Genomic DNA, 20,518 nt, shown 5'->3' with positions numbered 1-20,518 from the left:
GAAGGCGCGGCGTGCGCGGCGCCGGGCGTCAGCGCAGCTTCTGCGCGGCCTCGGTGGCCCAGTAGGTGAGGATGTTCCGCGCACCGGCGCGCTTGATGCCGGTCAGGGTCTCGAAGATGGCCCGGTCCCGGTCCACCCAGCCCTTCTCGGCGGCGGCCTCGATCATCGAGTACTCGCCGGAGATCTGATACGCGGCGACCGGCACGTCCACGGCGTCCGCGACGCGCGCGAGGATGTCGAGGTACGGCCCGGCCGGCTTCACCATCACCATGTCCGCGCCCTCCTCCAGGTCCAGGGCCAGCTCCCGCAGGGACTCGCGCCAGTTGGCGGGGTCCTGCTGGTAGGTCTTCCGGTCGCCCTGGAGCGAGGAGGCGACGGCCTCACGGAAGGGGCCGTAGAAGGCGGAGGAGTACTTGGCGGTGTAGGCGAGGATCGCCACGTCCTCGCGGCCGATCTGGTCCAGTGCGTCACGGATGACGCCGATCTGGCCGTCCATCATCCCGCTCGGGCCGACCACGTGCGCGCCTGCGTCGGCCTGCACCTGGGCCATCTCGGCGTACCGCTCCAGGGTGGCGTCGTTGTCCACGCGTCCCTGCGCGTCGAGCACGCCGCAGTGGCCGTGGTCGACGGTCTCGTCCAGGCACAGGTCCGACATGACGAGCAGGTCGTCGCCGACCTCGGCCCGTACGTCCCGGATGGCGACCTGGAGGATCCCGTCCGGGTCGGTCCCCGGCGTCCCGAGGGCGTCCTTCTTGCTCTCCTCCGGCACGCCGAACAGCATGATCCCGGAGACGCCGGCCTCCACGGCCTCCAGCGCGGCCTTCTTCAGGCTGTCGCGCGTGTGCTGGACGACGCCGGGCATGGCGGCGATCGGCACCGGCTCGCTCACGCCCTCGCGCACGAACGCCGGGAGGATGAAGTCGGCGGGATGCAGACGCGTCTCGGCGACCATCCGCCGCATGACGGGCGAGGTCCGCAGCCGACGGGGACGGGCACCGGGAAAGGATCCGTACTTCGTCATGACCCCTACGCTACGCCCGCCCCGGGGGCGCCTTTGCCGACGGGGCGTCGGCCCCCGGCCGCGGAGGCCGGCGGAGGCCGGAGGCCACGATGGCTCTGTCAGCCACCGGTTCGGCGCAGCTGGAGGTGCTGTGCCGGGAACGATCGCAGGTGCTGCCCCGGGTCCTCCGGTCCGGTGATGATGTGACGCGGCCCACAGGGAACGTCCTTCCGGGGTGCCTCCTCCTCGGGGTGTCGGTTGTTCACCAACACTCCGGGGGGACTCGTGGTCGACATCAACGCACGACAGCGGGCGGGCCGGGCAGTCGCCGGCCTGCTCGCCGTGGACGGCCTCGCCCACGTCTACTGGGCCACCGGGCTGACCTGGCCCGCGCCCGACCAGCGAGCGCTGTCGCTCGCGGTCATCGGTGCGGTCGTGCCCTTCGCGCCGCGTGTCGTGCTGCCGCTGGCGCTGGTGCTGTTCAGCGCCACGGCCGCCGTCCTCGCACGCGCGTACGGCCGGGGCGGGCGGTTCGCCGGGCTGGTGTCCTTCGCCGTCGCTGCGGGACTCCTGGTCCGTGGGCTGGCCGGCCTGGTGTGGGCGCTCGGCATCGGCAACGGGGCCGGTCCGGTGTTCTACTGGCTCAATCTGCTCCTCTACACCCCGCTCTGCCTCGGCTTCGGCTGGTCGGCCGCCACCCGCCTGGTGACCCCCCGGAAAGAATTCCTCCGTGACCACTGACCGCAGGGACCGGGGAGTGGCCCTGGCGCGGGCGGCGAGGGCCGGGAACACGCTCGCGCTGCACGAACTCCTGGACCACCTCACCCCGTACATCGCCCGGATCTGCACCCCCATCGCGCTCGCCGACGGCCCGGACGCCACCCAGGAGACCCTGCTCGCCGTGTTCCGGTCGCTGCGGTCCCTGAAGGATCCGCAGGCGCTGTACGGGTGGGTGCGGGCCATCGCCGTGCGGGAGGCGGTACGGATCGCCCAGCGGGCGGCGCGGGCCCACCCCGCCGAGCTGGCCGACGTACCCGAGCGCGGTGATCCGCAGCTCGCCGCGGACATCGACGACGTACTGGCCCGGCTCTCCCCTGCCCACCGGGCCGTCCTGATGCTGCGGGACATGGAGGGCCTGGACGAGGAGGCCGTAGCCGCGCTGCTCGGCGTCCCGGCAGGCACCGCCAAGTCCCGGCTGCACCGGGCCCGGATGAGCTTCCGAAAGGCATGGTCCTCATGACGACGCACGAGATCGACCCGGTGGAGCGGCTGCGCATCATGGCGGCCGGCATCCGCGGCGCGCGGATCGCCGAGGAGGTGCTGCCCGCCCCGTTCGAGGAGGTGTGGGCGGTGATGGCGGACCTGGAGGGCGAGTTCGGCCGCTTCCAGCCGGACATGCGGAGGGTACGGGTGCTGCGGGTCGCGGGAGACCGGGTCGAGGCGCTGGCCCGCAGCAAGTACGGCTTCCGCGCGCACCTGCGCGGCTTCGTCCGGCCGGGCTGGTGCTGGCTGCAGAGCCGGTTCCTGATCATCGGGATGGCGGCGGCCCCGGTGCCGGGGCCGGGCGGCGGCACCAGGGTGGCGCTGACCGGCGGTGTCCGGCTCCGCGTCCCGGGACGGGCCCCGGCGGTCGTCACGTCGGGTACGGCGTCCGAGTTGTCCCGCGCGATGACCTGCCTCGCGGAACGGGTGGGCGACCGGCGGACGGGCCCGGTGGTGTGACCGGGCGCCGGTCTCGCCGATCATCACCCCTTTCTTTCGCACGTACGCTCAGGCCATCTGGCGTGGGCCGACCGTCACGGACGGCAGAAGAGAGCAGTCACGGCAGCGGCCGGGGTGCGGTGCGCGGAATGCGCCGGGCCCTGTGGTCCTTTACGGCCAGCCGCCCCAGCCGCCGTGCCACCGGGGCACGGACATCGAGCATGGATCATCAGCGCAGGTCGTGGACACCCGCTACGGGGTCATCCGAGCCCAGGCTCTCAGCCCCGGGAGTCGTTGGCCTTCGTAAAAAGGTGTTGGGAGACGCAGAGACATGACGCTTAAGGCGTCAGGAGGAGCGGACGCCAGCGTGGAGTGGATGAAGAGCAGCTACAGCACAGCCGACGGACCCGACTGCGTCCAGGTGACGGCTGTCCCCGGCCGGATCGTCGTCCGCGACTCCAAGAACCCCACCGGCCCCCGCATCGCCCTCACCCCCACAGCCTGGGCGACCTTCCTGCCGTACGCCTCCGGGCACTGAGGTTCCTGAAGAAACAGTGCGGCGGAGTGCCCCCAAGAGGAAGCACTCCGCCGTACCTCACGTGGTCGACCGGCGCCTGCGCGCCCCCGGCCGCCGCTCGCTCGGCCGGGTGACGGGGTCCCCCGACTCCAGCGCGGCAGCGCGTCGCTTCATGCCGAAGTCCGCCAGCGCCTCCGCCAGCTTGTGCACGGACGGCTCGGGTGCCATGACGTCGACCCGCAGCCCGTGCTCCTCGGCCGTCTTCGCCGTGGCGGGGCCGATACAGGCGATCACCGTCACGTTGTGCGGCTTGCCCGCGATGCCCACCAGGTTCCGGACCGTGGACGAGGACGTGAACAGCACCGCGTCGAAGCCACCGCCCTTGATCGCCTCTCGCGTCTCCGCCGGCGGCGGCGAGGCCCGTACGGTCCGGTAGGCGGTGACGTCGTCGACCTCCCAGCCCAGCTCGATCAGACCGGCGACCAGCGTCTCGGTGGCGATGTCGGCACGCGGCAGGAACACCCGGTCGATCGGGTCGAAGACCGGGTCGTACGGCGGCCAGTCCTCCAGCAGGCCCGCCGCCGACTGCTCACCGCTGGGCACCAGGTCCGGCTTCACGCCGAAGGCGATCAGCGCCTTGGCCGTCTGCTCGCCCACCGCAGCCACCTTGATACCCGCAAAAGCCCGAGCATCAAGGCCGTACTCCTCGAACTTCTCCCGGACCGCCTTCACCGCGTTCACGGAGGTGAAAGCGATCCACTCGTAGCGGCCCGTCACCAGGCCCTTGACCGCCCGCTCCATCTGCTGGGGCGTACGCGGGGGCTCCACCGCGATCGTCGGGACCTCGTGCGGCACGGCGCCGTAGGACCGCAGCTGGTCGGAGAGCGAGGCCGCCTGCTCCTTCGTGCGCGGCACGAGCACCTTCCAGCCGAACAGCGGCTTGGACTCGAACCACGACAGCCGGTCGCGCTGGGCGGCGGCGGAACGCTCACCGACCACGGCTATGACGGGCCGCCCGCCCTCCGGGGAGGGCAGGACCTTGGCCTGCTTCAGCGTCTGCGCGATCGTGCCGAGGGTGGCCGTCCAGGTGCGCTGGCGGGTCGTCGTACCGGCGACGGTGACCGTCAGCGGGGTGTCGGGCTTGCGGCCCGCGGACACCAGCTCACCGGCCGCCGCCGCCACCGAGTCCAGCGTGGTCGACACGACCACCGTGCCGTCGGAGGCGCCCACCTCCGTCCAGCAGCGGTCGGAGGCGGTCCGGGCGTCCACGAACCGGACGTCCGTGCCCTGCGCGCCCCGCAGCGGCACACCCGCGTACGCGGGGACACCGACGGCGGCGGCGACACCGGGCACCACCTCGAAGGGGACACCCGAGGCGGCGCAGGCGATCATCTCCTCGGCCGCGTACGTGTCGAGTCCCGGGTCCCCGGACACCGCACGGACGACCCGCCTGCCGCCCCGCACAGCCTCCATGACAAGATGAGCGGCATCCCGCACGGGCGGGACAGCAACGGTTTTTGACGTGCCGTCAACGACCGTCAGCTGCGGCGTGCCCGTGCCCGGAAGCGCCTCCGAGGACACATCTGCGTCTGTCGGCACAACGGAGACGCCCGGCCGCGCATGCGTCCGGATCACGTCGAGCACCTCGTGCTCGGCGATCAGGACGTCCGCGTGGGACAGCGCCTCCACGGCGCGCAGAGTCAGCAGTCCCGGATCTCCGGGTCCGGCACCCAGGAAGGTGACGTGCCCGTGTTCAAGGCCGGCGGGAAGGGTGGTGGGGCTCAATGTGCTCGCTCCCCCATCAGACCGGCCGCGCCCTGGGCAAGCATCTCGGAGGCGAGTTCGCGACCGAGTGCCATCGCATGGTCGTGCGTGTGGGGCACGGGACCGGTGGTGGACAGCTGCACCATGCGGGTGCCGTCGGTCGTGCCGACGACGCCCCGCAGGCGCATTTCCTTGACAGTCTGCATGTCGGCCTGGGGGTCCCCCCGCTCGAGCGGAGCCGAGAGTGGGGGAAGGTCGGCCAACGCGCCCACGGGGGCGCTGCAACCGGCCTCCAGGGCGGCGAGCAGTGATCGCTCGGCGGTGACGGCGACCCGCGTGAACGGGTCGTCCAGCTCACCGAGCGCCGCGATCAGGTCCGCGTCGTGCGCGGCGCACTCGATCGCCAGGGCCCCCTGGCCGGGGGCGGGCAGAACCGTGTCGACCGACAGGAAGTCGGTGACCTCGTCGCTCCGGCCTATTCGGTTCAGTCCGGCGGCGGCCAGCACGACCGCGTCCAGTTCGCCGTCGCGGACGTACCGGATGCGGGTGTCGACGTTGCCGCGGATCGGGACCGTCTCGATGTCCAGGCCGTGGGCGCGCGCGTACGCGTTCAGCTGCGCCATGCGGCGCGGCGAGCCGGTGCCTATGCGGGCGGTCCGCGTCGGGGAGGACGCGACCAGGTCCGTGAACTTGAGTCCGTCGCGCGCGACGATCACGTCCCGGGGGTCCTCGCGCGGCGGTACGGCGGCCAGGACCAGCTCGTCGGGCTGCGTGGTGGGCAGGTCCTTGAGCGAATGAACCGCGAAGTCGACCTCGCCCTTCAGCAGTGCGTCACGCAGTGCCGTGACGAACACGCCCGTGCCGCCGATCTGGGAGAGGTTCTCGCGGGAGACATCACCGTACGTGGTGATCTCGACCAGCTCCACGGGCCTCCCGGTCACCCGGCGGACGGTGTCCGCCACCTGCCCGGACTGGGCCATGGCGAGCTTGCTGCGCCTGGTCCCCAGCCTCAGTGCCTTGTCACTCATGCCGGTCGGTCCTTCTCGTCTGTGCTGTTCTCGGCCCGGGAAACGGCGGCGACCGTCTCGGGATCGAGGTCGAACAGGGTGCGCAGCGCGTCCGCGTACCCGGCGCCGCCGGGCTCGGCCGCGAGCTGCTTGACCCGTACGGTCGGCGCGTGCAGCAGCTTGTCGACGACCCGGTGCACGGCCTGCCGGATCTCGCCGCGCTGGCGCTCGTCCAGGTCGGGCAGGCGGCCGTCGAGCCGCGCGATCTCGCTCGCGACGACGTCGGCGGCCATGGTGCGCAGCGCGACGACGGTCGGTGTGATGTGCGCCGCCCGCTGCGCCGCGCCGAAGGCCGCGACCTCGTCGGAGACGATACGCCGGACCTGGTCGACGTCGGCCGCCATCGGAGCGTCGGCGGAGGCCTCCGCCAGGGACTCGATGTCCACCAGGCGTACCCCGGCCAGCCGGTGCACGGCCGCGTCGATGTCGCGGGGCATGGCCAGGTCGAGGAGGAACAGGGCCGGGGCCGGGCGCGGGACCGCGGCGACCGGTTCGGGCTTGCGGCGCTCGGGGATGCGGCCGACGGTGGCGACGGTCGCGGCGAGCGCGGTGATCAGCTCGGCGTCGGCCTCGGGCGTACGCCGGGAGGCGTCGCGGCGGTCCACGGCCCCGCCCCCGAGTTCCCGGCTTCGCTCGAACAGGGAGGTACCCCCGCCCACCCAGGCCGCGTGCTGCTCCAGCGTGGCCGCGTCCATGCCGGCCACGGCGGCCTCGCCCATCACGGAGAAGCCCGACTGTCCGGAGCGTACGGCGGCCAGGTCCAGCGGGCAGTTGTCGTCGGCGGCGAGCGGCGGCGGGGACTGGCCGGCGTCCGTCGATATGGCCGTGCGGGCACGGTCGGCAGGCTGCCCGGTGCGGTCCTCGAGGGCCTGCGCGACCGCCTCCGCGGTGAGCACCAGGCCCGTCGCCCCGGTGCAGGAGACGACGACGTCGGCACGTGTCAGCTCGCCCGCTACGGCGTCCATCCGTACCGCACGGGCGGTCACCGCGTTGTCGTCGGCCTCGGTGAGGATGGCGGCGAGCCGCTCGGCGCGCTCGAAGGTGCGGTTGGCGACGACCACCTCGGCCACGCCGGCGCGCGCGAGCGTCGCGGCGGCCAGGGAGGACATCGAACCGGCGCCGATGACCAGCGCCTTCTTGCCCGCGGCCCACTCGGGCACGGCCCCGCCCTCGGCGAGCTGCTCCAGCCCGAAGGTGACCAGGGACTGTCCGGCCCGGTCGATGCCGGTCTCGGAATGGGCGCGCTTGCCGACCCGCAGGCCCTGCTGGAACAGGTCGTTCAGCAGCTTGCCGGCGGAGTGCAGCTCCTGGGCGCGGGCCAGCGAGTCCTTGATCTGGGCGAGGATCTGGCCCTCGCCGACGACCATCGAGTCCAGCCCGCAGGCCACCGAGAACAGGTGGTGGACGGCCCGGTCCTCGTAGTGCACGTACAGGTAGGGCGTCAGCTCTTCCAGGCCGACCCCGCTGTGCTGGGCGAGCAGCGTGGACAGCTCGGCGACACCGGCGTGGAACTTGTCCACGTCGGCGTACAGCTCGATGCGGTTGCAGGTGGCCAGCACCGCGGCCTCGGTGGCCGGTTCGGCGGCGACCGTGTCCTGGACCAGCTTGACCTGGGCGTCCGCGCTCAGCGCGGCCCGCTCCAGCACGCTGACCGGGGCGCTGCGGTGGCTCAGCCCGACGACGAGGAGACTCATGCCGGCATCACGGCGGGTACGTCCCCGTCGGGCCCCTGGTCGGCGGATTCGTCGCGTGCCACACGCTCCTCGCGGGGGGTGGCCGCGGCCAGCGCCCTCTCGCCCACGGTCGTCTCCTCGCCGGCCTTGCGCTGCTCGTGGAACGCGAGGATCTGCAGCTCGATGGAGAGGTCGACCTTGCGCACGTCGACGCCGTCCGGGACGGACAGCACGGTCGGCGCGAAGTTCAGGATGGAGGTGACCCCGGCGGCCACCAGGCGGTCGCAGACCTGCTGGGCGGCGCCGGCGGGGGTGGCGATGACGCCGATGGACACCCCGTTGTCCTTGATGATCTTTTCCAGGTCGTCCGTGTGCTGCACCGGGATGCCGGCGACCGGCTTCCCGGCCATGGCCGGGTCGGCGTCGATCAGCGCGGCCACACGGAAGCCACGGGAGGCGAAGCCGCCGTAATTGGCCAGGGCGGCGCCGAGGTTTCCGATACCGACGATGACGACCGGCCAGTCCTGGGTGAGGCCGAGTTCGCGGGAGATCTGGTAGACGAGATACTCCACGTCGTAGCCGACACCGCGCGTTCCGTAGGAGCCCAGGTAGGAGAAGTCCTTGCGCAGCTTGGCGGAGTTGACCCCCGCCGCCGCGGCCAGCTCCTCGGAGGAGACCGTGGGGACCGAGCGCTCCGACAGTGCGGTCAGGGCTCGGAGGTACAGCGGAAGCCTGGCGACGGTGGCCTCGGGAATCCCTCGGCTACGGGTCGCCGGTCGGTGTGTTCGGCCAGTTGCCACGGTGCTCCTGCGGGTAGAGCGGGGCTGCGGGCGGCCATACGTCCCCAGACCGCCCCGTCGACAGCAGGCTATGTCTTTGTGAACGCGTGCACAAAGATGGTGTCCGATTTGCCCGGCAAACGTGACCGGGGTCACGCAGGTCAAAGCCGGACTCTGTCCGGTCCGTTCATGATCATTTCTCGGCGCTTCGAGGTTGGTTTCCCAGCTAGTTCGCAGCAAGTTCCTTCCGGAGGCGGCCCTCGTCCACCCGCCAGAAAGTGTGCTGCCTGCCGTCGACGAGGACGACCGGAATTTGCTCCCAGTACTGGTCGTGCAGCTCCTTGTCCTCGGTGATGTCCCGCTGCTCCCACGGCACGCCGAGTTCGCCGCAGACCTTCTCGATCACGGTCTGGGCGTCGTCGCACAGATGACAGCCGGGTTTGCGGATGAGGGTGACCAGCCGCTCCTGCGGGGCGGCCTTGCGTCGGAAGAGGGGGCTCATGCCGGCCATTGTCGCGCTCGCCCCCGCGCCCGCTCGACGGCCCCGTCGCACAGAGTTCACACCCCCGCCGTACCGGCGAGGCCGGAAGCCCCGAACGAACTGGCTATGCTCACGGCATGGCCGCTCTAGGATGGCTCACTCCCCGTAGGCGCTCCGCCACGGCGCGGAGCGTGTTGGCAGGCGAGGCCTCGGCGGAAGCCGCCCGCAAGTCCTCGCAGGAGGCACAGGCAACCACCGAGGCGGCCGAGGAGAAGGAACCGGAGTTCCCGGTCCTCGGCGACGACAAGGCGGCGGCCTTCTTCGACCTCGACAACACCGTGATGCAGGGCGCGGCCCTGTTCCACTTCGGCCGCGGCCTGTACAAGCGGAAGTTCTTCGAGACCCGCGACCTCGCCCGGTTCGCCTGGCAGCAGGCCTGGTTCCGGCTGGCCGGCGTCGAGGACCCCGAGCACATGCAGGACGCCCGCGACTCGGCGCTGTCGATCGTCAAGGGCCACCGGGTCGCCGAGCTGCAGTCGATCGGCGAGGAGATCTACGACGAGTACATGGCCGAGCGCATCTGGCCGGGCACCCGTGCCCTCGCCCAGGCCCACCTGGACGCGGGCCAGAAGGTGTGGCTCGTCACGGCGGCGCCGGTGGAGATCGCCACGGTGATCGCCCGCCGCCTCGGCCTCACCGGCGCGCTCGGCACGGTCGCGGAGTCCGTCGACGGCGTCTACACCGGCAAGCTGGTGGGCGAGCCGCTGCACGGTCCGGCCAAGGCGGAGGCGGTGCGCGCGCTGGCCGCGGCGGAGAACCTCCACCTGGCCCGCTGCGCCGCGTACAGCGACTCCCACAACGACATCCCGATGCTGTCGCTGGTCGGGCACCCCTACGCGATCAATCCGGACGCCAAGCTGCGCAAGCACGCCCGTGAACAGGACTGGCGCCTGCGGGACTACCGCACGGGCCGCAAGGCCGCGAAGGTCGGCATTCCGGCGGCGGCGGGCGTCGGCGCCGTCGCCGGTGGCACGGCGGCGGCGATCGCACTGAGCCGGCGCCGCCGGTGACCACCCGGGACGGGCACACCCCACAGCAACGGTCGCTGTCATGTGCCCGCCGCCGCTGAAACGTGCCGCCTGCCGCGGGATTATGCCCGCCGCCCCCAACACGCGCCCTGTTTCGCCGAAATCGGCCATTTTTCGATCAGAAATCTGTCACTCTCTGAAACTTGATGGGGCATCAACCGGCAACACAAGCGACGTAATCGATGATTTGAGCAACTGGGTGTAGCAGTGCCTGCACGAAGCGTTATTCTCCTCAGACGCAAACCGGTACCCCTCCGTCGCTACGACGGGTGAACGGTCCCGCACTGCACGTGATGGAAGCTCTGCCTCTGGGAGTCCCGTGTACCCACACGTCGGGGTTGACGCCTCGGGCCTGGCTACGCTGCGCGCAACGGTCGCAATGGTCAAGGAGACGCTGCGCGGCGTCGTCCCCACCGCGTACGCCGTCCCCGCCTTCGCCGCCGCCGCGCCCGCCGGCCCGTGCTACGCACTGGCCGAGGGCAGCGCCGCCGTCGGCAGACGGGCGCGCGCCACCGGCGCGGCGACCAGCCGCCGGCCGGCCGCCGACAGCGACAGCGCCCGGATGATGGACCTCGTCGAGCGCGCCCAGGCCGGCGAGGCCGAGGCCTTCGGGCGGCTCTACGACCAGTACAGCGACACCGTGTACCGGTACATCTACTACCGGGTGGGCGGCAAGGCGACCGCCGAGGACCTGACCAGCGAGACCTTCCTGCGGGCGCTGCGCAGGATCGGCACCTTCACCTGGCAGGGCCGCGACTTCGGCGCCTGGCTGGTCACGATCGCCCGCAACCTCGTCGCCGACCACTTCAAGTCCAGCCGCTTCCGGCTGGAGGTCACCACCGGCGAGATGCTCGACGCCAACGAGGTCGAGCGCTCCCCGGAGGACTCGGTCCTGGAGTCCCTCTCCAACGCCGCCCTGCTCGACGCCGTACGCCGGCTGAACCCGCAGCAGCAGGAGTGCGTGACGCTCCGCTTCCTCCAGGGCCTCTCGGTCGCCGAGACCGCCCGCGTGATGGGCAAGAACGAGGGCGCCATCAAAACCCTCCAGTACCGGGCCGTGCGTACCCTCGCCCGGCTCCTGCCGGACGACGCCCGCTGAGCGGACCGTCGACACCCCCCACCCTGAACCACCCTGCGTAACGCTCAAGTCACTATCCGTGAGAGCCTGTTGCTTTTCTGAGCCGATCAGCCGCCGTCCGTAACCCAAGTGCCGAGCCGCTCGTTGTGCGGGATACAGGCTCCCTGTGGTCACGTCCTGGCCGATCCCTGATCGCTCGATCGTGTGGAAGTGGTCGTGGGCGTGCAACCCTCAGGACCCCCTGGGGAGTCGACCGTCATGACGAGAGGAGGTGCCGCCAGTGATCGCGAACGTATCGGCGCACCGGCGGGCGAACGCCTTCGCCCAGGCCCTGGAGGAGCAGTCCGACCGGGACCCGGCGGCCGAGCAGTCCGCAGCACCGGCGGGATCACCGCCGACCGCCGGGGAACAGAGCGAGCAGGGCGCGCTGTTGGCCCTCGCGGCGGAACTCGGCGCACTGCCCAGGCCGCAGCTCGACCCGGAGGTCAAGGTCGTCCAGCGGGCCCAGCTGGTGGCCGCGATGGAGGCCATGCTCCAGGAGGGCACCGCGGGCGGAGAGGCGGACGCATCGGTGCCCGGACAGCGCGGGCGGGGCAGGGGAGCGCACCGGGCGAGGCCGCTCGGCAGACTCCGGCCGCGTTCCCGGCTGACCAAGGGCCTCGCAGCCGGCGGACTCAGCGTCGGCGTGGCCGCCGGGGCCTTCGGCGGGGTCGCCGCCGCGAGCTCCGACGCCCTGCCCGGCGACTCTCTGTACGGCCTCAAACGCGGCATCGAGGACTTCAAGCTCAACTACCTGAGCGACGGCGACGACGAGCGCGGCCAGACCTACCTCGACCAGGCCTCCACACGGCTGAGCGAGGCACGCCGGCTGATGGAGCGCGGCCGGACGGGCCACCTCGACCACGAGTCCATCGGCGAGATCCGCCGCACCCTGTCCGGGATGCGGCACGACGTCACCGAGGGACACCGCCTGCTGCACGAGGCCTACGAACGCGACCCCGACTCCCTGGGCCCCATCCAGGCTCTCTCCGCGTTCTCCCGCTCCCACCGCGACGCCTGGAGCCAGCTCAGCGACAAGCTGCCCGTGCAGCTCGGTGACGTCAAAGAACAGGTCTCGTCGGTCTTCGACGCCATAGACGAAGAGGTCGCCCCGCTGCAGTCCCTGCTCCCCCAGCCACCCGACCGCACCGGCGGCAGCGGGCGGCAGGACTCCGGCCCGGCGTCCACCGGCTCTCCCGGCACCGGCCGGTCGACCGCGCCGGCCTCCGGCGGCGACGCCCCCTCCTCCGGCAAGCACACGAGCACCGGCCAGCCGAGCGAGTCGGCCACCGGCAGCAGCGGCGAGGGCCTGATCGGGGGCAGCACGGGCGGCCTGCTCGAACCGCCGAAGACCGGCACCGGCGGCACCACCTCGTCGACCAGCAGCCCCCCGACGACCGAGCCGGACATCACCGTCCCGCCGCTCCTGCCCGGCCTGCTCCCGGGCCTGGGCATCGACGGCCAGGACGCGAACTAGGCCACGGCCTTGGGCGCCCCCACCCGAGCGGGGGCGCCCAAGGCCGTGGTCGCGGAAGAACCCTCAGAAGAACACCGAACGCCGCTGCACCAGCAACTTGTACAGCGTGTGCTGGATCTGCTCCCGTACCTGGTCGGTCAGGTTGAACATCAGCATCGGGTCCTCGGCCGCCTCCGGCGGATAGCCGTCCGTCGGGATCGGCTCGCCGAACTGGATGGTCCACTTCGTGGGCAGCGGGATCGCCCCCAGCGGGCCCAGCCACGGGAAGGTGGGGGTCAGCGGGAAGTACGGGAAGCCCAGCACCCGCGCCAGCGTCTTGCTGTTGCCGATCATCGGGTAGATCTCCTCGGCCCCGACGATCGAGCACGGAATGATCGGCGCCCTCTTGCGCAGGGCCGTGGAGACGAAACCGCCCCGCCCGAACCGCTGGAGCTTGTACCGCTCGCTGAAGGGCTTCCCGATCCCTTTGAAGCCTTCCGGCATCACCCCGACCAGCTCTCCCTGCCCCAGCAGCCGTTCGGCGTCCTCCGTGCAGGCGAGGGTGTGGCCGAGTTTGCGGGCGAGTTCGTTGACCACCGGCAGGACGAAGACCAGGTCGGCCGCAAGGAGCCGTAGATGCCGGTCCGCCGGATGGTGGTCGTGCACGGCGACCTGCATCATCAGGCCGTCCAGCGGCAGGGTCCCGGAGTGGTTGGCGACGATCAGCGCCCCGCCTTCGGCCGGGATGTTCTCGATGCCCTTCACCTCGACCCGGAAGTACTTCTCGTACAACGGCCGCAGCAGCGACATCAGGACCTGGTCGGTCAGCTCCTCGTCGTAGCCGAAGTCGTCGACCTCGTAGTCCCCGGTCAGCCGGCGGCGCAGAAAGGCCAGCCCGGCCGCCATGCGCCGCTCCAGGCTCCCGTCGCCCTCGTCACCGGCCGGCCGCCCCGCCTGCCCGTCCTCGCGGCTCACAGGCCCGTCCTGCCGCGTCCGGGGCCGCCCCGGCAGGGGCTGCACCTCGGCGACCTCGCCGTCCCCCGCGTGCTCGCCGCCCTTGCGCCGGCTGCCCGTGTTCCGGCGCCGCGCCGGGCGCTGCGCGGCGCTCCCGCGGGACCGGTCGTCGTCGAACGGAATGACCTTGGCGTCCGCCATCGTTGCTGCGCTCCTCGGTTGGCGCTAGAGGGTGTGCGTCGAGGGGGTGTGCGTCGAAAGGGGGCCGCCGCTCCTCGCGGACAGCGCGGCGATCCGGTCGACGACCCCCGCGAGGGCCTCCGGCGGCAGCAGCCCGGGGCCTTGTCCACGGACGAAGTCCGCGAACGTCTGTGCCGTCGTGTACGTGGGCGTGAAGCCCAGCGTCTCGCGCATCTGGCCGGTGTCCACCACCCGCCCGTGGGTGAGCAGCCGGATCTGCTCCGGCGAGAAGTCCGTCATCCCCAGCGTACGCACCAGCGAGCCGGCCCAGGTGACCGCGGGCAGCAGCAGCGGCACGATGGGGCGGCCCAGACGCCGGGAGCACTGGGAGAGCAGCAGGACCCCGTCCCCGGCGATGTTGAAGGTGCCGCTGTTCAGCGTGGACCGGCGCGGCTCGTGCGAGGCGATCCGCAGCACCTCGATGACGTCGTCCTCGTGCACGAACTGCAGCCGCGGATCGTAGCCGAACACCGTCGGCAGCACCGGCAGCGCGAAGTAGGAGGCGAGCGGGGTGTCGGCGGTCGGCCCGAGGATGTTCGCGAACCGCAACACGCACACGGCGACGTCGGGCCGCCGCCGGGCGAAGCCGCGCACATACCCCTCGACCTCGACGACGTCTTTCGCGAACCCGCCGCTGGGCAGCGACTTGGCAGGGGTGGTCTCGGTGAACACGGCGGGGTCCCGGGACGCGGACCCGTACACGTTCGTACTGGACTTCACCACCAGCCGCCGCACGGTCGGCGACTTCTGGCAGGCGCCGAGCAGCTGCATGGTGCCGATGACGTTGGTCTCCTTGACCGTGGCCCGGCTGCCGCCGCGCAGCGCGGTGCCCGTCACGTCCATGTGGACGACCGTGTCGGCGCCCGTCTCGGCCAGGACCCGGGCGATCGTGGGCTGCCGGATGTCGGTCTGGACGAAGTCGGCGCCGCCGAGGTGATGCGCGGGGGGCACCGCGTCCACGGCGATCACCCGGTCGACCTCCGGGTCCCGCTGGATCCGCCGGACGAAACGGCCGCCCAGTTGACGGGCCACTCCGGTGACGAGCACGACCTTCCCCAAGATCAGCGCCTTCCTTCCCGCGTTACCCCGTGTACGGCCAACCTAGCGGTTCGGTGTTGCACTGTGATGACCGCCTCATGCGCGAGGCGACGGAAATTCCCCCATCGGAATATGCCTGTGGCCCCCCACCGCATCGGATGGGGGGCCACAGGGACACGCTTCACGCTCTACGGCGCCGCTTACTTCTTGTTACGACGCTGAACGCGCGTGCGCTTGAGCAGCTTGCGGTGCTTCTTCTTGGCCATCCGCTTGCGCCGCTTCTTGATAACAGAGCCCACGACTACCCTCGCTCACTTCTCATCACTCGGTTGTTTGGGCGCCATGGGCCCACACGACCTACGAGGGGCTAGCCTACCCGCCCGAGCGTCCAGGTCGTAATCGAGGGGTGTACCGGTGTTCACCGGATGTGCCGTCAGGCCGTTTCCACCCCCACATAGCTCTCGCGCAGGTACTCGTGAACCGCCTGCTCCGGGACACGGAAAGACCGTCCCACCCGGATCGCGGGCAGATGACCGCTGTGCACCAGCCGGTACACGGTCATCTTCGACACTCGCATCACCGAGGCGACCTCCGCCACGGTAAGGAACTGAACCTCGTTCAGAGGCCTCTCGCCAGCTGCAGCCATGACACACCTGAACCTTCCGCACGCGACGGCCACCGGCTTCCCCTTCCGGTGACTCTTCGTCGCTGCGTGCTCACTGCCCAGACTAGGGGCGGGTGATGCGAGTGGGGAAGAGGTGCACCCATCGGCGGCCTACTGTGACAGACACGCTCGTTCGAGAACGTAGCGCGTGAGCGGATGGTAGTGGTCCGAGCGCACGCCGTCATCAAGCGGAACGACGACGGACACGACCCCCTCCGCCTCCCCGACGAAGAGCGCGGGATCGTCCGTGTCCGCCAGCCCGATGGCCTCGAACCCCAGCTGACCTGCGCCACAGACCCAGCCGTGGTCCCCCACGACCAGCTCGGGCAGCGGCCCGCCGCTCTCGGCCGCGACCCCCAGCGCCACCCGAACCGGCAGCGGCGAATGACTGTGCAGACCCGGCTCACAACCGGGGCGCTCGCTGTCGAGTTCTCGCACCACAGCGACACCTCTTACGTAGTCGAGGCGGCACGTACGTAGACCGAACCGGGTCAATATGTCGACACAGCGACCCTGCGCGGGGGTGAGGACCTCACACCCCGCCGCCGACAACGCGTCCGCCAAACCTGCGTAGAACCCGAGCAGCCGGTGCGGATGCCCGGTCCCGAACAACACCGGCGCCCCCCGCCGGGCCACCGACCCGATCCGCTCCGCGAAGGCGTCCAGCGCGGCCAGGGTCAGCTCGGGATCGATCACATCCGGCCCGGAAGTATGCCGAGGATCACCGGAAACCCCGCATCTCTCGGCCATCAGGGCGAGCAGTTCCCGCTGCCCCCACGCGCACTCCGGATCAATTCCGATCAACGCCCGCGGGTCACCGGCCGCGAACAGCCGATAACTCCGAAGACTCACCTCCCGCGAGGTCCCGACCACCCCGGCCAGCCGGGCAGCCAACAGATGCGCCCGAAGTACGCCCACGCCCACCACGCTAGCGATGGTGGCGGATGGTCTCCCGGGCAGCCGCGGAAACGGGGGAACACCGCACGGTTGGCGTAATGAACCCCCTCACGGCATCAGCCCCCGCAACGGAAACGCGGCCCGCCGTGTCGCCAGCACCGCCTGGTCGAGCCGGTCAGCGGGGTCGTACCCCGACTCCCATGAGGCGCACGACACCGGCCACCGCCCATCGGTCATCCGCTGCGGCCCCAACTGGCGTGTGCGGGCGAAGACTTCATGCCGCCATCCCTCGGGAATCACCGTCTCGGGCGCGACCTCCCGCCCCGCCGCGATCCCCACCAGATGCGTCCAGGACCGCGGCACCACATCCACCACCGCGTACCCGCCGCCGCCCAGGGCGACCCACTTGCCGTCGGCGTACTCGTGCGCCAGCTCGTGACACGCCACCTGCACCGCCCGCTGCGCGTCCAGCGAGACGGCGAGATGCGCCAGCGGATCCTCGAAGTGCGTGTCGCAGCCGTGCTGCGAGACCAGCACCTGCGGCCGGAACTCGGCGAGCAGCTCCGGCACCACCGCGTGGAACGCCCGCAGCCACCCCGCGTCCGCGGTCCCCGCCGGCAGCGCGACGTTCACCGCGGCCCCCTCCCCGGCCCCGGCACCGGTCTCCTGCGGCCACCCGGTCTGCGGGAACAACGTACGGGGGTGCTCGTGCAGCGAGATCGTCAGCACCCTCGGATCCTCCCAGAACGCGGCCTGCACCCCGTCCCCGTGGTGCACGTCGACGTCCACGTAGGCGACCCGCTCGGCCCCCAGCTCCAGCATCCGCGCGATGGCCAGCGCGGCGTCGTTGTAGATGCAGAACCCCGAGGCACCACCCGGCATCGCATGGTGCAGCCCGCCCGCGAAGTTCACGGCGTGCGCGACGTCCCCCTGCCACACCGCCTCGGCGGCCCCCACCGACTGCCCCGCGATCAGCGCGGACACCTCGTGCATTCCGGCGAACGCGGGATCGTCCGTCGTACCGAGCCCGTACGACCCGTCGGCCCCCGCCGGATCCGCCGACGCGGCCTTCACGGCCTCGATGTAGTCCTCCCGGTGGACCAGCCGCAGCGTCGACTCCCCGGCGGGTTTCGCCGCGACGACCTCCATGTGCCGGTCGAGCCCGAAAGCCCCCACCAGTTTCCGGGTCAGCTCCAGGCGGACCGGATCCATCGGATGGCCCGGACCGAAGTCATAGCCCGTTACTGCCTCGTCCCACATCAGCCGTGCGCCGCCGCTCATGCCCGCCACCGTATCGGTCCGGTTCGGTCGCGAACGACCTGGCGTACACCAGCGTCACCAGTACCAACACCATCGGCACCAGCATGGCCCCGCGGTAGCTCCAGGAGTCCCCGAGCGCCCCCACCAGCGGCGAACCGACCAGGAATCCGACGTAGTTGAAGATGTTGAGCCGCGCCACCGCGGCATCGGAGGCACCCGGCAACAGCCGCCCGGCCGCCGCGAACGTCTGCGGCACGAGTACGCACAGCCCAAGACCCAGCAGGGTGAACCCCAGCATGCCCACCCAGGCGCCCGGCGCCGCGGCCACCACCGCGAACCCTCCGGCTGCCACGAGCGCTCCGAGCCGTACGACGGCGACGGCCCCGAACCGCCGCACCCCGAAGTCCCCGACGGTCCGCCCCACCAGCGTGGTCACCATGTACACGTTGTACGGCACGGTCGCCAGCTGCTCGGAACTCCCCAGCACGTCCTGCAGGTACTTCGCGCTCCAGTTGGAGACGGTCGAGTCCCCGATGTAGGCGAAGGTCATCACCAGGCACAGCGGCAGCAACAGCCTGAAGACGACCTCCCCGCCCCCGTCCTGGCCGGCCGCCGCGGGCCCGGGCTCCCCGTCCACGTACCACCGGCTGCCGGCGAGCGTCGCCGGCAGCAGCACAGCCACCACCGGCAGGTACGACACCCACAGCGCGAGATGCCAGTGCGCCCCCACCCACGCGAGCGAGGCACCCATGATCCCGCCCAGGCTGTACGCGGCGTGGAAGCTGAGCATGATGCTGCGCCCGTACGCCCGCTGCAGACTGACCCCGAGCATGTTCATGGAGGCGTCCAGCGCCCCCACAGCCAGCCCGAACGCGCCCAGCGCCACCGCCACCTCGGCCATCTGCCCGTGCCCGCCCGCCCCGACGCCGAGCAGTGCCAGCAGGACCAGCGGCTGGGACCAGCGCAGCAGCCGGCTGGGCCGGACCCGCTTCACCAGCTGCTCGGTGGTCACGCTGCCGATCCCCGCGAGGACCGGTACCGCCGCCAGGAAGACGGGCAGCAGCGCGTCGGAGATGCCGTACCGGTCCTGGATGGCCGGGATCCGTGTCACCAGCAGGGCGAAGGTGGCGCCCTGGGCGAAGAAACCGAACGCCAGGGAGGCCCTGCCGCGCCGCAGCACATCAGTCATGGCGGCGAGCGTAGGGCCCCTGGCTACCCCTGGGTAGATCCGGCCAAAGATGAATTTCCCTCAGCTTCACTCGCCCACCAGGTCGATCGGCTCAGGCGGCGACGGCCATGGGGCCGGGTGCGCCGGCCGTGCCGGCCTCCGCCTCGGCGGCGAGCATCCGCTCCATCGGCTCGACGGCCAGCCCGCCGCTGACCACGAAGGCGACCACCATCGTGCCGATCAGAATGACCGTGCCGAGCCACACCATCGTGTCGACGGGGACGGTGTACGCGGCGACGACCCGCGCCACGCACTCGGCGAACAGGGCCAGCCCCCAGACCACCGAGAACTGCTTCTCCTTGCGCCGGAAGGCCGCGGATCCGGCCGCCGACCCGGACATCAGCCGCTCCCAGGCGGCGCCCTTGGCCGCATCGCCCTTGACGAGGAAGGGCTTCATGCCGGCGGTCATCATGGGCTTGCCGAGCGCGACCGAGACCAGGATCCCGATGGCGACCGTGCTGCTGACCGCGCCGTCCTTGGCCAGCATCAGCCGGGGGTCCCCGGAGACGAAGCTCAGCAGCAGCGAGACGACGTTCACGACCAGGGTGAGACTGGCCAGGGCGTTGGTCCTGCGCTCCTTGACCAGGCCCCACGCCGTGCGAGCGGCCGGCACCACGCTGCTCCAGGCGAGCGCCGCGAAGGTGCTCGCCCCGAAGGCGTCCTTGAACAGGTAGTACGAGCCGAGCGGCACCGCCACGTCCACGATCAGCGGCTTGAAGTTGTCGAGCACGCTCGGGTTCTGCTGCTGGTCGGTGCTGCGGCCCTGGTTCCCCGTCTTCTTCGTCATGTCCCCAGCTTCCCGGCCGGGAGGGGTCCGCCAGTAGAAACGATCGTCCGGAGGTCGGCATGACAATCGTCAGCCCCGACCGCAGCCCCGGGTCATATCAGCAGGTCAGCCAACTCCCCCATGGTGGTGAACAGTTGGTCGGCCCCGGCGAGGCGCTCGGCCGGCGTCATCGCGGTGAACCCGTACACGTCCATTCCGGCGGCCGCGGCGGCCTGGACGCCCAGCGGGGAGTCCTCGATGACCAGGCACCGCCGCGGCGGGACCCCCATCCGCTCGGCCGCGTACAGGAAGAGATCCGGCGCGGGCTTCCCCCGCCCCACGTCCTGTGAACTGAAGATCCGCCCTTCCTCGAACCACCGGTCGAGTCCGGTCGTCCGATGCCCCACCCGGATCCGTTCGTGGCTGCCGGAAGAGGCCACGCAGTACGGCACCCCGCTGGCGGCCAGCTTTTCCAGCACGCCGTCGACGCCGGCCACGGCCTGCAGTTCCCGCTCGAACGCGGCGAACACCCGCGCATGGAAGACGTCATCGAATTCGTCGGGCAGCCGCTGCCCCGTCCGTTCTTCCACCAGTTCGTGGATGCGGTGCATTGCCGAGCCCATGTAGTCCCGGATGGAGTCCTCGTACGACGTCGGGTGCCCCAGTTCGGTCAGATAGGCAGCGAGAATCCGGTTCGATATGGGCTCGCTGTCGACCAGGACGCCGTCGTTGTCGAAGAGGATGAGGTCATAGCGCATGGTACGAGCGTAAGGTGCCTAAACGCAGAAAGCCCCCGCATCCGAAGATGCGGGGGCTTTCCCAAAATTT

At 71.2% G+C, this 20,518-nt stretch carries 22 protein-coding genes; 7 read left to right on the top strand and 15 right to left on the bottom strand.

Translation table 11 applies throughout. The features are described from left to right. Positions 1–28: 28 nt before the first annotated feature. Complete coding sequence (hemB, locus tag K7G59_RS17355) at positions 29–1,021, bottom strand: porphobilinogen synthase (protein ID WP_225835170.1); 993 nt, start codon at positions 1,019–1,021, stop codon at positions 29–31. Between the two features lie 237 nt (positions 1,022–1,258). Here hemB and K7G59_RS17350 point away from each other — a divergent pair, with 237 nt between their 5' ends. From K7G59_RS17350 to K7G59_RS17335, 4 genes are all read left to right on the top strand, one after another. Further along, positions 1,259–1,741 (top strand): DUF3995 domain-containing protein, encoded by a 483-nt coding sequence (locus K7G59_RS17350; protein ID WP_225835168.1) that lies wholly within the window; start codon positions 1,259–1,261, stop codon positions 1,739–1,741. Next, entirely contained in the window at positions 1,731–2,240 is a 510-nt protein-coding gene (locus K7G59_RS17345) for an RNA polymerase sigma factor (RefSeq protein WP_225835166.1), read from the top strand. Before K7G59_RS17350 ends, K7G59_RS17345 begins: the two co-directional genes overlap by 11 nt. Next, complete coding sequence (locus K7G59_RS17340) at positions 2,237–2,722, top strand: hypothetical protein (protein WP_225835164.1); 486 nt, start codon at positions 2,237–2,239, stop codon at positions 2,720–2,722. The genes K7G59_RS17345 and K7G59_RS17340 overlap by 4 nt, the downstream gene beginning before the upstream one ends. A gap of 355 nt (positions 2,723–3,077) precedes the next feature. Next, on the top strand, positions 3,078–3,239 hold the full coding sequence (locus K7G59_RS17335; RefSeq protein ID WP_374114248.1) for a DUF397 domain-containing protein: 162 nt from the start codon (positions 3,078–3,080) through the stop codon (positions 3,237–3,239). A gap of 57 nt (positions 3,240–3,296) precedes the next feature. On the opposite strand, the gene K7G59_RS17330 is transcribed toward K7G59_RS17335, so the two are convergent. The 5 genes from K7G59_RS17330 to K7G59_RS17310 all read right to left on the bottom strand — a co-directional run bounded on the left by K7G59_RS17330 (position 3,297) and on the right by K7G59_RS17310 (position 9,012). Further along, complete coding sequence (locus K7G59_RS17330) at positions 3,297–5,003, bottom strand: uroporphyrinogen-III synthase (protein WP_225835160.1); 1,707 nt, start codon at positions 5,001–5,003, stop codon at positions 3,297–3,299. Next, positions 5,000–6,010, bottom strand: a complete 1,011-nt coding sequence (hemC, locus tag K7G59_RS17325) for a hydroxymethylbilane synthase (protein WP_225835158.1) — start codon at positions 6,008–6,010, stop codon at positions 5,000–5,002. The genes K7G59_RS17330 and hemC overlap by 4 nt, the downstream gene beginning before the upstream one ends. After that, positions 6,007–7,743 (bottom strand): glutamyl-tRNA reductase, encoded by a 1,737-nt coding sequence (locus K7G59_RS17320; protein ID WP_225835156.1) that lies wholly within the window; start codon positions 7,741–7,743, stop codon positions 6,007–6,009. Before K7G59_RS17320 ends, hemC begins: the two co-directional genes overlap by 4 nt. Beyond that, positions 7,740–8,522 (bottom strand): redox-sensing transcriptional repressor Rex, encoded by a 783-nt coding sequence (locus K7G59_RS17315; protein ID WP_225835153.1) that lies wholly within the window; start codon positions 8,520–8,522, stop codon positions 7,740–7,742. The genes K7G59_RS17320 and K7G59_RS17315 overlap by 4 nt, the downstream gene beginning before the upstream one ends. A 205-nt stretch (positions 8,523–8,727) precedes the next feature. Next, positions 8,728–9,012, bottom strand: coding sequence for a glutaredoxin family protein (locus K7G59_RS17310; RefSeq protein ID WP_225835151.1), 285 nt, complete (start codon positions 9,010–9,012; stop codon positions 8,728–8,730). A gap of 107 nt (positions 9,013–9,119) precedes the next feature. Here K7G59_RS17310 and K7G59_RS17305 point away from each other — a divergent pair, with 107 nt between their 5' ends. The 3 genes from K7G59_RS17305 (at position 9,120) to K7G59_RS17295 (ending at position 12,664) form a co-directional block, all read left to right on the top strand. Further along, positions 9,120–10,052 (top strand): HAD family phosphatase, encoded by a 933-nt coding sequence (locus K7G59_RS17305; RefSeq protein ID WP_225835149.1) that lies wholly within the window; start codon positions 9,120–9,122, stop codon positions 10,050–10,052. Positions 10,053–10,389: 337 nt separating this feature from the next. Then, on the top strand, positions 10,390–11,169 hold the full coding sequence (locus K7G59_RS17300) for an ECF subfamily RNA polymerase sigma factor, BldN family (protein ID WP_225835147.1): 780 nt from the start codon (positions 10,390–10,392) through the stop codon (positions 11,167–11,169). 259 nt (positions 11,170–11,428) lie between these two features. Further along, positions 11,429–12,664 (top strand): DUF5667 domain-containing protein, encoded by a 1,236-nt coding sequence (locus tag K7G59_RS17295; protein ID WP_225835145.1) that lies wholly within the window; start codon positions 11,429–11,431, stop codon positions 12,662–12,664. 63 nt (positions 12,665–12,727) lie between these two features. Here the strand turns inward: K7G59_RS17295 and K7G59_RS17290 are convergent, their stop codons facing one another. The 9 genes from K7G59_RS17290 to K7G59_RS17250 all read right to left on the bottom strand — a co-directional run bounded on the left by K7G59_RS17290 (position 12,728) and on the right by K7G59_RS17250 (position 20,448). After that, positions 12,728–13,798 carry a lysophospholipid acyltransferase family protein gene (locus K7G59_RS17290; RefSeq protein WP_225835143.1) on the bottom strand — a complete coding sequence of 357 codons (1,071 nt, stop codon included), beginning with the start codon at positions 13,796–13,798 and terminating at the stop codon, positions 12,728–12,730. A 24-nt stretch (positions 13,799–13,822) separates the two neighbouring features. Then, positions 13,823–14,896: an NAD-dependent epimerase/dehydratase family protein gene (locus K7G59_RS17285; RefSeq protein WP_225835141.1), complete on the bottom strand. Its 1,074-nt coding sequence runs from the start codon at positions 14,894–14,896 to the stop codon at positions 13,823–13,825. Positions 14,897–15,075: 179 nt separating this feature from the next. Next, positions 15,076–15,174 carry a 30S ribosomal protein bS22 gene (locus K7G59_RS17280; protein ID WP_003948845.1) on the bottom strand — a complete coding sequence of 33 codons (99 nt, stop codon included), beginning with the start codon at positions 15,172–15,174 and terminating at the stop codon, positions 15,076–15,078. Between the two features lie 134 nt (positions 15,175–15,308). Then, entirely contained in the window at positions 15,309–15,521 is a 213-nt protein-coding gene (locus K7G59_RS17275; protein WP_004984898.1) for a helix-turn-helix domain-containing protein, read from the bottom strand. Positions 15,522–15,650: 129 nt separating this feature from the next. After that, the gene (locus tag K7G59_RS17270; RefSeq protein ID WP_374114247.1) at positions 15,651–16,475 is read right to left on the bottom strand and encodes a phosphatase; all 825 of its coding nucleotides are present in this window, start codon (positions 16,473–16,475) and stop codon (positions 15,651–15,653) included. A 69-nt stretch (positions 16,476–16,544) separates the two neighbouring features. Further along, the gene (locus K7G59_RS17265) at positions 16,545–17,717 is read right to left on the bottom strand and encodes an acetoin utilization protein AcuC (RefSeq protein ID WP_225835137.1); all 1,173 of its coding nucleotides are present in this window, start codon (positions 17,715–17,717) and stop codon (positions 16,545–16,547) included. Then, a complete protein-coding gene (locus tag K7G59_RS17260; protein ID WP_225835135.1) occupies positions 17,668–18,885 on the bottom strand; it encodes an MFS transporter in 1,218 nt (405 codons plus the stop codon). Before K7G59_RS17260 ends, K7G59_RS17265 begins: the two co-directional genes overlap by 50 nt. Positions 18,886–18,976: 91 nt before the next feature. Continuing rightward, positions 18,977–19,711, bottom strand: a complete 735-nt coding sequence (locus K7G59_RS17255; RefSeq protein ID WP_225835133.1) for a VC0807 family protein — start codon at positions 19,709–19,711, stop codon at positions 18,977–18,979. 92 nt (positions 19,712–19,803) lie between these two features. Continuing rightward, positions 19,804–20,448 (bottom strand): HAD family phosphatase, encoded by a 645-nt coding sequence (locus K7G59_RS17250; RefSeq protein ID WP_225835131.1) that lies wholly within the window; start codon positions 20,446–20,448, stop codon positions 19,804–19,806. Between the last annotated feature and the right edge of the window lie 70 nt (positions 20,449–20,518).

This window comes from Streptomyces sp. NK08204, assembly GCF_020400585.1.
GTDB lineage: Bacteria > Actinomycetota > Actinomycetes > Streptomycetales > Streptomycetaceae > Streptomyces.
Note: the sequence above shows the minus strand (reverse complement) of the source record. Positions and strands in the feature narration are given on the sequence as shown.

Coding starts and splice junctions, on each gene's coding strand:
- hemB (WP_225835170.1), bottom strand. CDS start 1,021: ATGACGAAGTACGGATCCTTTCCCGGTGCCCGTCCCCGTCGGCTGCGG.
- K7G59_RS17340 (WP_225835164.1), top strand. CDS start 2,237: ATGACGACGCACGAGATCGACCCGGTGGAGCGGCTGCGCATCATGGCG.
- K7G59_RS17335 (WP_374114248.1), top strand. CDS start 3,078: ATGAAGAGCAGCTACAGCACAGCCGACGGACCCGACTGCGTCCAGGTG.
- hemC (WP_225835158.1), bottom strand. CDS start 6,010: ATGAGTGACAAGGCACTGAGGCTGGGGACCAGGCGCAGCAAGCTCGCC.
- K7G59_RS17320 (WP_225835156.1), bottom strand. CDS start 7,743: ATGAGTCTCCTCGTCGTCGGGCTGAGCCACCGCAGCGCCCCGGTCAGC.
- K7G59_RS17310 (WP_225835151.1), bottom strand. CDS start 9,012: ATGGCCGGCATGAGCCCCCTCTTCCGACGCAAGGCCGCCCCGCAGGAG.
- K7G59_RS17305 (WP_225835149.1), top strand. CDS start 9,120: ATGGCCGCTCTAGGATGGCTCACTCCCCGTAGGCGCTCCGCCACGGCG.
- K7G59_RS17290 (WP_225835143.1), bottom strand. CDS start 13,798: ATGGCGGACGCCAAGGTCATTCCGTTCGACGACGACCGGTCCCGCGGG.
- K7G59_RS17275 (WP_004984898.1), bottom strand. CDS start 15,521: ATGGCTGCAGCTGGCGAGAGGCCTCTGAACGAGGTTCAGTTCCTTACC.
- K7G59_RS17265 (WP_225835137.1), bottom strand. CDS start 17,717: ATGAGCGGCGGCGCACGGCTGATGTGGGACGAGGCAGTAACGGGCTAT.
- K7G59_RS17260 (WP_225835135.1), bottom strand. CDS start 18,885: ATGACTGATGTGCTGCGGCGCGGCAGGGCCTCCCTGGCGTTCGGTTTC.
- K7G59_RS17255 (WP_225835133.1), bottom strand. CDS start 19,711: ATGACGAAGAAGACGGGGAACCAGGGCCGCAGCACCGACCAGCAGCAG.
- K7G59_RS17250 (WP_225835131.1), bottom strand. CDS start 20,448: ATGCGCTATGACCTCATCCTCTTCGACAACGACGGCGTCCTGGTCGAC.